Raw genomic sequence first — 14349 nt, forward strand, 5'->3', positions numbered from 1 at the left:
AAGCTCCTCCCTTGTGAAAAGGAACGACGTTTTTCGATCAGGCGTCGGCTTTCAGCCGCACAGGCAGCACCATGTAAAGGAATTTTGTTCCTTCTACCGGCCGGATGACACAGGGGGACAGGCTGCTTTTCAGCTCCAAAACCACCTTTTCTTCCGGGCAGGCCCGCAGGGCGTCCAACAAATACCGGTTGTTGAAGCCGATTTCGATTTTTTCCGGGCAATTTTCAATGGTGCATTCATCGTAAGCCCGCCCCAGGGATGTGACGCAGGAAATTTTCAGGCTGTTTCCTTCAAAGCAGCAGCGGACGGGGTTTTTCAGCCGCTCGGAAATGATCAGGCTCACTCGTTCCACGCAGTCGATGATGCTCTTTACGTTGATTTCCAGTTTTGTGGTGCAGTCACTGGGAATGGCATTGCGGTAATTGAGAAATTCTCCTTCCAGAAGCCGGGTGGTCACCAGTGTGCCTTCCACTTCAAAGAGGGCGTGTTTTTTCTCCGGATAGATGTGAACCATTTTGTCTTCGCTGTCCGGAATGATACGGCTGATTTCTTTCAGTGTTTCACCGGGAACCACAAAGGAGAGATTTTCCCCTTTGCCGTTTTCCACTTCTTCCTGGCTCATGGCCAGCCGGTAGCCATCCACCGATACCACCGTCAGCTGGTTGCCGGTGATTTCAAAGAGGGAGCCGGTGTGGATGGGCTTGTTTTCGTTGTCGGATACGGCGAAAACCGTATGGTCGATCATGCTGCGCAGCAGTTTGCAGGACAGGTTGATGCCCTGACTTTTTTCCACGTTGGGAAGTTCCGGAAATTCCGCAGGGGACGCGCCGATCAGATTGAATTCGCTCATGCCGCAGCGGATGGTGGTCATGTAGTGATCGTCGCAGACGATCTCCACCATATCGTCCGGCAGTTTGCGTACGATGTCGCTGAAGATTTTAGCATTGAGTACAATGCTTCCTTTTTCCTTGATTTCAGCGGGAAAGGTTTTTTTGATGCCTGTTTTGAAATTGTAGCCGCAAAGAGTCAGTTCTTCATCTGCTGTAATGAGCAAACCTTCCAATACAGCGATGGTACTTTTTGTGGCTACGGCGTGAATGCAGATGGAAATGGCTTCGTTCAGCACCGCTTTTTCACAGGTAAACTTCATGTTGCGGGCTCCTTTCAGTTCTTATCTGTTATTCATTTTTATAGTAACAGTCGTAGGGCCTGTGGATTTGTGGAAAGTTTCCCCTAAGTCTTCTGTTTCAATGGCTCATGCCTTGCACAGGGGGTGTGGATGATTTTTCTCTTTTTGTGGGGTTGTCCACAACCTGTTTTTTGTCCACAGCTGTCCACGTCCTTCCACAGCCCTTGGGGGAAAAAATGTGGATTTTGTCTTTTATCGGTTCTGGATGTTCTTTTTCAGGTCGCTGAGAGCGGCGGAAAAGCTCTCGTCTTTTTCGATCTGCACCTGGGTTTTGTTGATGGCGTGAAGCACGGTGGTGTGGTCTCTTCCCATAAACCGGCCGATTTCCGGGAAGGATAAGTCGGTCATTTCCCGGATCAGGTACATGGCCACCTGCCGGGGCACTACCACATCTTTTGTTTTGGCCGAACCCAAGATCCGCTCGGTGGTGATGTTATAGAAGTTGGCTGTCTCTTCCAGGATCAGTTCCGGTGTGGGCTTGAGGCCCGGACTTGCCTTGAAGATGTCCCGGATGCATTCTTCCGCCAGGGCCATGTCGATGGCCCGGCCCATCAGGGAGTGTTTGGCGAAGATCTTTTTTACCGCGCCTTCCAGCTGCCGCACATTGTTTGTAATGGAGGAGGCGATGTATTCCACCACATTGGGAGGCAGTTCCGCTCCCAGCATTTCGGTTTTCGCATTGACCAGGGCCATACGGGTTTCGAAATCCGGGGGCTGGATGTCGGCCAGCAGACCCCATTCGAAGCGGGACTGGAGACGGTCTTCCAGGGTAAGAATCTCTTTGGGAGGCCGGTCGGAAGTGAGGACGATCTGTTTGCCCGATTCGTGGAGAGTGTTGAATGTGTGGAAAAATTCCTCCTGGGTGCTGATTTTACCGGCGATAAACTGGATATCGTCCACCAGCAATAGGTCGGCCATGCGGTATTTTTCCCGGAAGGATGCCACATCGCCCCGCTGGATGGCACTGATCAGTTCGTTGGTAAAATCGTCGCCCTTGACATAGACGATGCGGTAGGCCGGACGGGTACGGACGATATAACCGGCGATGGCATAGAGAAGGTGGGTTTTGCCCAGTCCGGACTGGCCGTAGATAAACAGCGGATTGTAGGCGCTGGCCGGCTTCTGGGCCACGGCATAGGCTGCTGCATGGGCAAACTTGTTGCTGCTGCCCACGATGAAGCGTTCAAAGGTGTAGTTGGCATAGACGGTATCTTCGTTGGCCGCCTTCCACAGGCTCAGCTCTTCATCACCGCACAGCACCCGCAGGGCCAGATCGTTGCCGGTCAGATCCCGTACAGCATCGCAGAAAGGCTGTGCATACCGGTTTTCGATCATCTCCTGCTTCATGCGGGAGGTGGTGAGCAAAATAAAAACGCCGTCTTTCACCGTCACGGCGGAGGCGTCTCCAAACCAGGTGGAGATGACAACAGGTGTGAATTGCTGTTCCAGCACATGGATCACATTTTGCAGCAGTTCGGCAGGGCTCATCATATCTTCTCATCCATTCAAAATTTTTCTGTAAAGCCTATAAAACAGCAGACTATATTGTATCACAATAAATTCCCCAGCACAACAAAAAATCGGTGGATAACCTGTGGATAACCGGGGAGTATTCCATAAACTAAATATAATACATTATAATATAACAGCGGAAAAAAGGGAAGATATCCCCGGTGGATTTTGCAAAAAACGGAAAAACTTTGTTGTGCACAAAAATCTCCACAGGCTGTTGAAAAAATTGCTCCTTTGTCCTTTTTGTTGCACCCGGGGGAAAAGTGGGGTACAATGGACGGGATTCAAAACATGGAAAAGAGGGGAACGATTTGGAGAAAGTGGTGTTGGGGCTGTCCGGCGGCGTGGATTCCGCCTTGTGTGCCCGCATTTTGCTGGAAAAAGGGTATCAGGTTACCGGTGTTTATCTGGATACCGGCAGCGATGGAGCGGAAGAAGCCCGCAAGGCCGCTTTGGAACTGGGCATCCCCTTTTTGCCGGTGGATGTAAAAGAGCAGCTGGAAGAAAAGGTCATTATCCCCTTTATGGAAGGCTATCGCCGGGGCATTACCCCCATTCCCTGTATTTTCTGCAATCCGGCGGTGAAGTTTCATGTTCTCTGGCAGAAAGCCCAGGAGTTGGGGGCTTCCTATGTGGCCACCGGCCATTATTCCGTGACCCGCCGGCTGGAAAACGGCATCACCGGACTGTATATGTCCTCCTCCCCCAATGACCAGAGCTATATGCTTTACCGTCTCCCGCCGGCTCTTCTGGACCATATACTCTTCCCCTTGGGGGAGCTTTCCAGCAAAGAAGACACCCGGGCTTTGGCCCGCAAGGCCGGGCTCAGTTCTGCAGAGAAACCGGACAGCATGGAGATCTGCTTTATTCCGGAAGGGGATCACGCCGCTTTCATGGAACAGCGGGGCCTGGGATTGCCTCCCGGAGATTTTGTGGACGAAGAGGGGCATGTTCTGGGAAAACACAAAGGCATCCACCACTATACCCTGGGCCAGCGCCGGGGACTGGGCATCGCAGCCGAGGGGCGGCTGTTTGTCAGGGAGATCCGGCCGGAGCAGAATCAGGTGGTTCTTTCCCTGACCCCTCCCACCGCTGAGGTGATTACGGTGGAAAGCCTGTGCCGTACGGCGCCGGAATATGGCGGGGAGCCATTTGAGGCCGATGTGAAAATCCGCCACAGCCGCCGCCTGGACAAAGCCATTGTGACCTATCTGCCCGAAGGCCGGGCCAAAGTGGAGTTTTCCTCCCCGGTGCGGGCCCCTTCCCCCGGTCAATCGGCGGTTTTTTACCGGGATGGACGGGTCATTGGCGGGGGGTATATTGAAAAACAGCCCTGATTTCAAAAATTTTTCGTGCAATGAGAGAAATTGTCTGATATAATAAATCCGAATGTGGAGCAGTCTGCATTCTGATCCCTGGATACCAAGAGTTTTGTATAGAAACACATAAGGAGTGTAGAAAATGCATAAGTACGTTTACCTGTTTTCCGAGGGCAACGGCAATATGCGTGAGCTGCTGGGCGGCAAAGGTGCCAACCTGGCTGAGATGACCAATCTCGGCATGCCTGTGCCCCAGGGCTTCACCATTTCCACCGAAGCCTGCACCCGTTATTATGAAGACGGGGAGAAGATCGCTCAGGACATCGAGGATCAGATCTACGAATACCTGCAGAAGATGGAAGAGATCACCGGCAAGAAGTTCGGCGATCCCCACAATCCCCTGCTGGTTTCCGTCCGTTCCGGCTCCCGGGCTTCCATGCCCGGCATGATGGACACCATCCTGAACCTGGGCCTCAACGACGAAGTGGTGGAATCCTTTGCCAAGATCACCGGCAACCCCCGTTTTGCCTATGACAGCTATCGCCGCTTCATCCAGATGTATTCCGATGTGGTCATGGAAGTGGGCAAGAAGTATTTCGAAGAGCTCATCGACGAGATGAAGGCCGAAAAGGGCGTCAAGCTGGATACCGAGCTGGATGCCGACGACCTGAAGAAGCTGGCCGAGCAGTTCAAGGCCGAATACAAGGCCAAGCTGGGCGTAGACTTCCCCTCCGATCCCCGTGAGCAGCTGATGGGTGCTGTCAAGGCGGTTTTCCGTTCCTGGAACAACCAGCGGGCCATCGTTTATCGCCGCATGAATGACATCCCCAGCTCCTGGGGCACCGCCGTCAATGTCCAGTCCATGGTCTTCGGCAACACCGGCGACGAAAGCGGCACAGGCGTTGCCTTTACCCGCAACCCCGCCACCGGCGATCCTCACCTCTATGGCGAGTTCCTGATGAACGCCCAGGGCGAAGATGTGGTGGCCGGCATCCGGACTCCTCAGTCCATCGATCAGCTGAAAGAAGTTATGCCCGAAGTGTACGAGCAGTTTGCCGCTATTGCCGACAAGCTGGAAAAGCACTATAAAGATATGCAGGATATGGAGTTTACCATCGAAAAGGGCAAGCTCTATATGCTCCAGACCAGAAATGGCAAGCGTACCGCTCAGGCCGCTCTGAAGATCGCCGTGGACATGGTGGACGAAGGCATGCTCACCAAGGAAGAGGCCATCATGAAGGTGGAGCCCAAGCAGCTGGACGCTCTGCTCCATCCCCGGTTTGACGATGAGTCCCTGAAGGCCGCTACTCCTGTGACCAAGGGTCTGCCCGCCTCCCCCGGCGCTGCCTGCGGCAAGGTCTATTTCACCGCTGCTGAAGCTGTGGCTGCGGCTCAGGACGGCAGCAGGGTGGTTCTGGTCCGTCTGGAAACCTCTCCCGAAGACATCGAAGGCATGGCCGCTGCCCAGGGCGTTATGACCGTCCGCGGCGGTATGACCTCTCACGCCGCCGTTGTGGCCCGCGGCATGGGCACCTGCTGCGTAGCCGGCTGCGGCGAAGTGAAGATGAACGAAGACGAGAAGTACTTCCTCATCGGCGACCATAAGGTCTGCGAAGGGGATTACATCTCCATCGACGGTTCCACCGGCAATGTGTACCTGGGCGAGATCAAGACCGTTCCCGCTTCCATGACCGGCGACTTCGGCCGCTTCATGGGCTGGGCTGACGAGATCCGCACCCTGAAGGTTTGCACCAACGCCGATACTCCCCGGGATGCTGAGCAGGCTGTCCGTTTCGGCGCCGAAGGCATCGGCCTGTGCCGTACCGAGCATATGTTCTTTGAAGCCGACCGCATTAAGGCCATGCGCGAGATGATCGTCTCCAAGAACGAAGAGCAGCGCCGCAAGGCTCTGGAGAAGCTGCTGCCCATGCAGCGCGGTGACTTTGAAGGCCTGTTCATGGCCATGGGAGGCCGCCCGGTCACCATCCGTTTCCTGGATCCCCCTCTCCACGAGTTCCTGCCCCAGGAGGAAGAGGATATCATCGAGATCGCCGGCGAGATGAACATGGAAGTTGCCGAGCTGAAGCAGATCATCGCTGATCTCCATGAGTTCAACCCCATGCTGGGTCATCGTGGCTGCCGTCTGGCTGTCACCTATCCTGAAATCGCTGAGATGCAGACCCGTGCCGTTATCGAGGCTGCCATCAATGTGAAGAAGGCCACTGGCCTGGATATCCAGCCTGAGATCATGATCCCCCTGGTGGGCATGGTGAGCGAGCTGAAATTTGTCAAGAATGTGGTCACCAAGACCGCCGATGAGATCATCGCTCAGTCCGGTGTGGAAATGAAGTACCTGGTGGGCACCATGATCGAGATCCCCCGGGCCGCTGTTACCGCCGACGAGATCGCTCAGGAAGCTGAGTTCTTCTCCTTCGGCACCAACGACCTGACTCAGATGGGCTTCGGCTTCTCCCGTGACGATGTGGGCAAGATCCTCAACGCTTACTATGACAAGAAGATCATGGAGCGGGATCCCTTCGCCTCCCTGGACCAGGATGGCATCGGCCAGCTGGTGAAGATGGCTGTGGAAAAGGGTAAGAAGACCCGTCCCGACATCAAGCTGGGCGTCTGCGGCGAGCATGGCGGCGATCCGGCCTCTGTGGAGTTCTTCCACAAGATCGGCCTGAACTATGTGTCCTGCTCCCCCTACCGGGTGCCCATCGCCCGTCTGGCAGCTGCTCAGGCCGCCGTCAAGAACCCCCGCAAGTAAAGCTGCTGTCATTTACCATTGGATTTGACGAAGCGCAAACCTTCTATAATTCCCATGGATACGGCATAAAACCGTCAAAATGGCATGATTTGACCGTGGAGGTTACGATCTAATCGACAAACCCCCCGCGCATTCCCGAAAAGGAATGGCGGGGGGTTTTATTGCTATTTTAGGCTGTTTCTGCAAATCCAAATGGGAACGCAAAAGTGCATTTTATCTGTGCTTGCTGCTATTTTCACGGCAGCCAGTTCCGTAATTTTGGACAAATTAAGTTTCCCGTATGTGAAGGGTTAGATGCTGTCGTCTGGTTGATCGAAATGGAATGCTTTGGCCTAAAATAATAGCAATAGTATCGTCCTTCACAAAAGGGATTGCTGAGATGCTTGACTGTTAAGTGTTTGGCGTTTTTTCGGCTCGTTAATCTGGATAATTCCAGATCTGAAGTGGCTGCATTGGGATATTCGCAGATATCCTGGATAGGAATGTTGAATATCTGACACAGTGCAGAAAGTTCCTGGAGCTTTACTTCTCGTTTGGAAAGTACATCAATGTAATTGTGGATTGCACTGATCCTGATTGGGAGCAGCATGATTGCCTTATTGATGGTAAGACTGGTGAAATGATTTTTGATTCCCAGGGCTAAAAGGATTGAGTTATGACACCCGGAAGGATATATTTAGCTGTAACTGTAATTCGTTTGCCGCCGCCCAGGCCAGAGCCATGGAGCTGCTGAACAAGTAAGCATTGTTGCTGAAAACAGAAAAAACCGTGGGAAAAATCCCACGGTTTTTTATGGCCTGTTTTTGAAGAAAAAAGGTCTTTCTGAACAAAGTGCAATCATCTATCTCCTTTTTACAAAAAGTTATCCCCAGGGGTTATCCACACCCTGTGGATATTTCCTGGGGACAACATAGCATATCTTGTGGTTATTTGCCGAAAAAGGCGGTAAAGAGGGCGTCCTGCTCTGCAAAGTGGGTCACATAGCCGATGGCCACTTTGCCCTCCGTCAGGTCGATCAGCTCCCGGGTTTTCTCCGGGCCGAAAGCGCCGCACACTTCAATGGCGCCGCAGCCTTTTTGGTACAGATCCTGCACCCGGTCTTTGGCCTGCTCCCAGTTCTGCACCGTGTAGATATAGGTGTGCTTGCTTTCGGTTTCAAAATGGGCCTGATCCTTTTCCGGATCGTACTGGGCTCCCATGAGGATAAAAGCAAAAATGGGTTTCATACAGTTGGCGCACTCCTTTGCTGTTACAATTCGATTTTCTGACCGATGCCCTTTTCCATGGCCTTCTGGGCGATGGCCTGGGCGGCGATCAGGTCAAACAGCGCCATGCCCACCGTTTTGAAGAAGGCGGTCTCCCCTTCTTTTGGCCTTGGCGCCTGGCCTGCCAGGAGCTGGCCCATGGTGTATACCTGATCCATGGTCAGAAGCCCTTCCTGCAAAGGCTGGCTCAGATCGCCGCTTTCTTCACAGGCAAAGGGAAGGTCTACATAGACCTGGGAAAGCAAAGACCACAGGCAGGGGGGATATTCCCGCATGGTGGGCTTGTAAGAACCGACCCCAATGCAGCATTTTCCGGCAAAAAGGGTGCTGTCATCAGGGAAAACCGGCTCATTGGATGTGGTGGCAGTGATGAGGATCTGGCTTTGCCGGGCGGCTTCCTCCGGGGAAGAGCAGAATGTGACAGGAGGATGATCTTCCCCCAGAACTTCCTCCAGCCTGTGGATAAACGGCGCCGGATCCTTTGCGTAGGAATCGTATACATAGATGTGCCCGATGGGCCGGGCAGCGCAGGCAAAGGCGGCCTGGTTGGCTCCCTGCACGCCGGCGCCGATGATGGCCAAAGTACAGGCATCGGCCTGGGACAGATGGCGTACTGCAACGCCGCCCACTCCGCCGGTACGCAGGGCCGTGAGGGCTTTGCCGTCCATCATCACCTGGGGGATGCCGGTATCGTAATCGCACAAAAGCATCAGCCCGTCAATGGCGGGAAGGCCCCGCTGGGTATTTTCCGGAAAAACGGTGAGGATCTTCTGGCCCATGGCCCCATCGGCAAAACAGGGCATATAGACGATGGTTTTGTTCTGGTACTCCACAGTGGGGCGGTCGGGCATAAAGTAGTTCCCGGCCGTAAAAAGCCCATAGGCTTTTTCAATGGCATCCATCATTTCCTGGGGGGTGATGGAGCGGATCAGGTCCTGTTTGTTCAGATAAAGCATGGCGCTTCCCTCCTTTTGTATCCATGATACTCCATGAGAGGAAAAAAGAAAAGCCTTTGGGAAGAAATGAAAAAGGCCGGAAAAACAAAAAAAAGAAAAGTACCCCCTGGGGAAATGTTCACAATCCATGCTGACACACGGCGGACCAGTGTGGTATAATAACCGCAGAACGATTATTATACTGGATTTTACGGCCGTTTTCTCGTCCCGCAAGCGGGACAACCGAAAACATGGCCAATATCCCATGTCGCTTCGCTTCATGGTATAATATCAACAGTTGCCGCACATGTGCGGCAGGATACTGTGTATTCAGTCGTTTTGTTTACAAAACGACTGCTGTTGATGTTACACCATAGCAAAAATCAGCAAAGCTGATTTTACGCCGCATTGGCGGCGTGCAAGTCTGTATGGACTTGCAGCTGTGGTATAATGAAAACAATCTGAAGATCTTCTTCTGACAGTGATCGTTAAAAAAACAACAAAATGTCCCACAAATAACAAAGGATAGAGGGTGTTGCGAACATGGAAAAAAACAAAGAACTGCGGGTGTTCGCCGAAGAGATCCGGGTGGAGACCATCAAAGAGCTGGCCCATCTGGGATTTGGCCATGTAGGCGGCTCCATGTCGGTGGTGGAGACCCTGGCGGTGCTCTACGGCAGCCAGATGAACTATGATCCCAAGAATCCCACCATGGAACAAAGAGACCGGCTGGTGATGAGCAAAGGGCACGCAGGCCCGGCCCTCTATGCCACCCTGGCTCTCAAGGGATTCTTCCCCCTGGAGCGGCTGAAGACGCTCAATCAGAATGGCACCACACTGCCCAGCCATTGCGACCGGCTGAAGACTCCCGGCGTGGACATGACCACCGGCTCTCTGGGCCAGGGTATTTCCATGGCGCTGGGCCTGGCCCTGGGCGCCAAGATGCGGGGCAAGGATTTTACCACCTACCTGATCCTGGGCGATGGCGAATGTGATGAAGGCCAGGTGTGGGAAGGCGCTCTGTCCGCCGCCCATCTGAAGCTGGACAATCTCATTGCCTTCGTGGACTGGAACAAGCAGCAGCTGGACGGCGCTGTGGACGATGTGCTGGATTTGGGCGACATCGGACAGAAATTCGAGGATTTCGGCTGGCATGTGCAGAAGGTCAACGGCCATGATGTGGACGCTTTGCTGGAAGCGGTGGAAAGCGCCAAAGCCCATAAGGGTCAGCCTTCCATGATCGTGCTGGACACCATCAAGGGCAACGGCTGCCGTTTGGCTATGGAAACCTTCCCCTGCCACCATCTGAAATTCAAGCCCGAGCAGATCGCCCCCTCGGTGATCGAGGCCGAACAGGTGCTGGCCAAGGCCCGGGAAGCGCTGGAGGTGCGGTAAAATGAGCTACAAAGTGAAAGAGACTCTGAAAAACGAAGAGAAAGAAATGCGGGCAGTGTACTGCAAAACTCTGTGCGATATGGCCCGGGAAGACAGCCGCATCTGTGCTCTGGATGCCGATCTGATCGGCTCCTCCGGTATGCAGGCTTTCTTTAAGGAGTTCCCCGATCGGGCTGTGGATTGCGGCATCCAGGAAGCCAACATGGTGGGCATGGCCGCCGGCCTGTCTGCCGCCGGCATGGTTCCCTTTGCCCATTCCTTTGCCCCCTTTGCCACCCGCCGGGTGATGGATCAGATCTTCATCTCCTGCGCTTATGGCAAGCAGAATGTGCGCATCGTGGGTTCCGATCCTGGTGTCACCGCTGCATATAACGGCGGCACTCATATGCCCTTTGAGGATATGGGCTGCCTGATGAGCATTCCCAAGATCACCCTGATTGAGCCCTGTGACAGCGTGCAGCTGGAGCAGGTGATCAAGATGCTTCAGGACGCATACGGCGTCTTCTATATCCGGATGCTGCGGAAAAATGCCGTGGGCATTTATGAGGAAGGTTCCACCTTCACCCTGGGCAAGGCTCCCGTGCTGCGGGACGGCACCGATGTGTGCATCGCCGCCTCGGGCATCATGGTCAGCGAAGCTCTGAAGGCTGCCAAGGTGCTGGAGGAACAGGGCATTTCCGCTGCTGTCATCGACTGCTTCACCTGGAAGCCTCTGGACGATGACACCATCGGCAATTATGCCCAGAAGTGTGGCGCTTTTGTCACAGCTGAAAATCACAATGTGGTGGGCGGCCTGGGCAGCGCTGTGGCTGCATCTCTGTCGAAGAGCCATCCGGTGCCTGTGGAAATGGTGGGCGTACAGGATGAGTTCGGCGAAGTGGGCACTGTGGATTATCTCCAGGAGCGCTTCGGCCTGACTGCCGCTGCCATTGTCTCTGCCGCTCAGAAGGCCATCAGCCGCAAATAACATCGCTTTTCCTATTTTATCACAATATAAAAGGAGAATCTGTACTATGGATATCAAGGAACGGGCTCTCAAGGCCCACGAGGACTGGAAGGGCAAGATCGAAGTCATCGCCCGCTGCAAGGTGGAAAACGCCGACGACCTGACCGTGGCCTATACCCCCGGCGTTGCCGAGCCCTGCCTGGAAATCAGCAAGGATGTGGACCTGAGCTATAAATATACCCGCCGCGGCAACCTGGTTGCCGTTGTCACCGACGGCACCGCTGTGCTGGGCCTGGGCGACATCGGCCCCGAAGCCGGTATGCCTGTGATGGAGGGCAAGTGCGCCCTGTTCAAGTCCTTTGCCGATGTGGATGCCTTCCCCCTCTGCGTGCGCAGCAAGAATGTGGACGACATCGTCAACACCGTCAAGCTGCTGGCCGGTTCTTTCGGCGGCATCAACCTGGAGGATATCTCCGCTCCCCGCTGCTTTGAGATCGAGCGCCGCCTGAAGGAAGAGTGCGATATTCCCATCTTCCACGATGACCAGCACGGTACTGCAATCATCACTGCCGCAGCGATGATCAACGCCAGCCGCCTCACCGGCAAGAAGCTGAGCGACCTGACCATGGTGGTTTCCGGCGCCGGCGCAGCCGCTGTGGCTGTTACTCGCCTGCTGCTGTCCATGGGCATTGGCGATGCGATCCTGGTCAACCGTGGCGGCGCTGTCTATGACGGCCGCACCGATCTCAACCCTGAAATTGCCGCTATGGCCAAGATCACCAACAAGAATAAGAAGCAGGGCACTCTGGCCGATGTGGTCAAGGGCGCTGATGTGTTCCTGGGCCTGTCCGCTCCCGGCGTGCTCACCGCAGAGATGGTAGCTACCATGAACAAGGATCCCATGGTCTTTGCCTGCGCCAACCCTGTGCCTGAAATCTATCCCGAAGAGGCCAAGAAGGGCGGCGCTGCCGTTATCGGCACCGGCCGCAGCGACTATCCCAACCAGATCAACAATGTTCTGGCCTTCCCCGGTGTGTTCCGCGGTGCTCTGGATGTGCGCGCCAGCGACATCAACGATGAGATGAAGGCTGCTGCTGCCTATGCCATTGCCGACATTGTCTCCCCCGAGGAGCTGAATGCCGATTACATCCTCCCCGCCGCTTTCGATCCCAGAGTGGCTCCCGCTGTGGCCAAGGCTGTGGCCGAAGCCGCCCGCAAAACCGGCGTAGCCCGCATCTAGCGCAGAGCCTGCGCCCCCATACTGGCCGGTCGCCGGCTTATATGGGTGAAGAGGCAGGATTTTCGCCCGGCCGCTTGGCTGGGTGTGTAGCTGATCAATAACAAAAAGGACGCTTGGATAAAATCCAAGCGTCCTTTTTGTTATTGGAAATCTCTATAAGTACATATAAACACGATCGTTTTTTCGAATAATGGATTACAGCATAAAAAAGTTGTGATATAATTAACAAACCCTGGGGAAAAGTGAGATGTTCAGGAGGTACAAGATATGAAAGTCAATGCAAAATCCATCAATCTGACAAAAATTCAGAAGGAAGCGGAAGAATCGTTCCGCAAAGGCTTCTTTTGCTGTGAAGCGGTGATGGAAATCATCCGTTCCAATTTTGAATTGGATGTGCCGGAAGATGTGATCCGCATGGCCTCCGGTATGGCCATTGGTGTGGGGAAATCGGGCTGCATCTGCGGCGCTCTCAACGGCGGTGTTCTGGCCATCGGTATGTTCTTTGGCCGCACCGAGCACAAAGGTCCCACCGATCCCAATGTGGTCAAGTGTATGGGTCTGACCAAGGAGCTTCATGATTGGTTTAAAGACAACAACACCAAAGGCGTTGCTTGCTGCCGCGTCCTCACCCGTGAGTTTGATATGTCCAAGGGCGGCCACAAGAGCCAGTGCATTTATTACACCGGCATTTGTGCAGCCAAGGCCGCTGAGATCATCGCCAGAGAGCTGGGCATTCCCACAGAAGGAGAGATCACCGTTCTGCCCTATGAGGAGTACATTAAAACCAGAGTGGCTCCGCTGGAGGCATAGTGCAGCATGAATGTATTCAAGAAAGTTCCCATCCCTATTTGTGCTGTGATATTGGGCATGTTCGGCCTGGGCAATCTGCTCCAGTCCTACTCCGAAGGACTGCGGCTTTTGTGCGGCGCAGTAGGCGCCGTGCTGATGGTGATGTTTCTCATCGGCGTGGTCCTGGATCTGAAAAAATTCCTGGGAGAGATGGAAAATCCCATCATGGCCAGCGTGTTCTGTGCCTTTCCCATGGCTGTGATGATGTTAGCCACATATGTGAAACCATATATTGGTTCTCCAGCCAAAGCAATTTGGTTTGTGGGTGTGGCCATCCATGTGGTGATGATCCTCTATTTCACTGTGAAGTTTCTGCTGCATTTTTCCATAGAAAAGGTTTTTGCCAGCTGGTTTATCGTCTATGTGGGTATTGCCATGGCCGGGATCACTGCACCGGCCTTTGGGACCGAGTCCATCGGATCGGCCTGTGTCTGGTTTGGCATTGTGGCTCTGGTGGTCCTGCTGATTTTGGTGACCATGCGGTATGTGAAAAGGCCGGTTCCCGATCCGGCCAAGCCGGTCATCTGTATTTATGCCGCACCTACCAGTCTGTGCATTGCCGGGTATATTCAGTCGGTCACACCCAAGTCCTTGTCCCTGCTCACTGTTTTGTGGGCCGTGGCGACGGTACTCTTTGTGCTGGCCTGTATCAAGTTTGTGCAATATTGGAAGCTGCCCTTCTTCCCCAGCTATTCCGCCTATACCTTTCCCTTTGTCATCAGCGCTATCGCTTCCAAACAGCTGATGGCTTGCGCGGCCAATCTGGGAAACCCCATGGCCTTTTTGAATACGGTGGTATTGGTGGAGACCATCATCGCCACTTGCACCACCCTTTATGCCTTGATTCGGTATCTGATCTTTCTGTTTCAAGAACCTAAGCAGACAGCGAAATAAATCGAAAAATGCCTGAGAGTTAATCTCAGGCATTT

Annotated in this window: 11 protein-coding genes; 7 read left to right on the forward strand and 4 right to left on the reverse strand. The window is 54.0% G+C overall.

The genetic code is table 11. The annotated features are described in order from the left end of the window. Window positions 1–37: 37 nt before the first annotated feature. Both dnaN and dnaA read right to left on the reverse strand, forming a co-directional pair. Window positions 38–1150, reverse strand: coding sequence for a DNA polymerase III subunit beta (gene dnaN / locus H6A25_RS00840; RefSeq protein WP_204750122.1), 1113 nt, complete (start codon window positions 1148–1150; stop codon window positions 38–40). A gap of 231 nt (window positions 1151–1381) precedes the next feature. Continuing rightward, complete coding sequence (dnaA, locus tag H6A25_RS00845) at window positions 1382–2680, reverse strand: chromosomal replication initiator protein DnaA (RefSeq protein WP_243423117.1); 1299 nt, start codon at window positions 2678–2680, stop codon at window positions 1382–1384. A gap of 341 nt (window positions 2681–3021) precedes the next feature. On the opposite strand from dnaA, the gene mnmA reads away from it, so the two are divergent. Further along, window positions 3022–4038: a tRNA 2-thiouridine(34) synthase MnmA gene (mnmA, locus tag H6A25_RS00850; RefSeq protein ID WP_345941565.1), complete on the forward strand. Its 1017-nt coding sequence runs from the start codon at window positions 3022–3024 to the stop codon at window positions 4036–4038. 124 nt (window positions 4039–4162) lie between these two features. After that, window positions 4163–6790 (forward strand): pyruvate, phosphate dikinase, encoded by a 2628-nt coding sequence (gene ppdK, locus H6A25_RS00855; RefSeq protein ID WP_204750124.1) that lies wholly within the window; start codon window positions 4163–4165, stop codon window positions 6788–6790. Window positions 6791–7716: 926 nt separating this feature from the next. On the opposite strand, the gene H6A25_RS00860 is transcribed toward ppdK, so the two are convergent. Then, entirely contained in the window at window positions 7717–8016 is a 300-nt protein-coding gene (locus H6A25_RS00860; RefSeq protein ID WP_204750125.1) for a DUF6506 family protein, read from the reverse strand. A gap of 23 nt (window positions 8017–8039) precedes the next feature. Then, window positions 8040–9011 (reverse strand): ornithine cyclodeaminase family protein, encoded by a 972-nt coding sequence (locus tag H6A25_RS00865; RefSeq protein WP_204750126.1) that lies wholly within the window; start codon window positions 9009–9011, stop codon window positions 8040–8042. Window positions 9012–9533: 522 nt separating this feature from the next. Here H6A25_RS00865 and H6A25_RS00870 point away from each other — a divergent pair. From H6A25_RS00870 to H6A25_RS00890, 5 genes are all read left to right on the forward strand, one after another. Continuing rightward, a complete protein-coding gene (locus H6A25_RS00870; RefSeq protein ID WP_204750127.1) occupies window positions 9534–10385 on the forward strand; it encodes a transketolase in 852 nt (283 codons plus the stop codon). Window position 10386: 1 nt separating this feature from the next. Then, entirely contained in the window at window positions 10387–11352 is a 966-nt protein-coding gene (locus H6A25_RS00875) for a transketolase family protein (RefSeq protein ID WP_204750128.1), read from the forward strand. Window positions 11353–11398: 46 nt separating this feature from the next. Next, a complete protein-coding gene (locus H6A25_RS00880; protein ID WP_204750129.1) occupies window positions 11399–12571 on the forward strand; it encodes an NAD(P)-dependent malic enzyme in 1173 nt (390 codons plus the stop codon). Between the two features lie 267 nt (window positions 12572–12838). Next, on the forward strand, window positions 12839–13381 hold the full coding sequence (locus H6A25_RS00885; RefSeq protein WP_204750130.1) for a C-GCAxxG-C-C family protein: 543 nt from the start codon (window positions 12839–12841) through the stop codon (window positions 13379–13381). A 6-nt stretch (window positions 13382–13387) separates the two neighbouring features. Continuing rightward, the gene (locus H6A25_RS00890) at window positions 13388–14314 is read left to right on the forward strand and encodes a TDT family transporter (RefSeq protein ID WP_204750131.1); all 927 of its coding nucleotides are present in this window, start codon (window positions 13388–13390) and stop codon (window positions 14312–14314) included. Window positions 14315–14349 lie beyond the last annotated feature (35 nt).

The organism is Intestinimonas butyriciproducens, assembly GCF_016901775.1.
Classification (GTDB): Bacteria; Bacillota; Clostridia; order Oscillospirales; family Butyricicoccaceae; genus Pseudobutyricicoccus.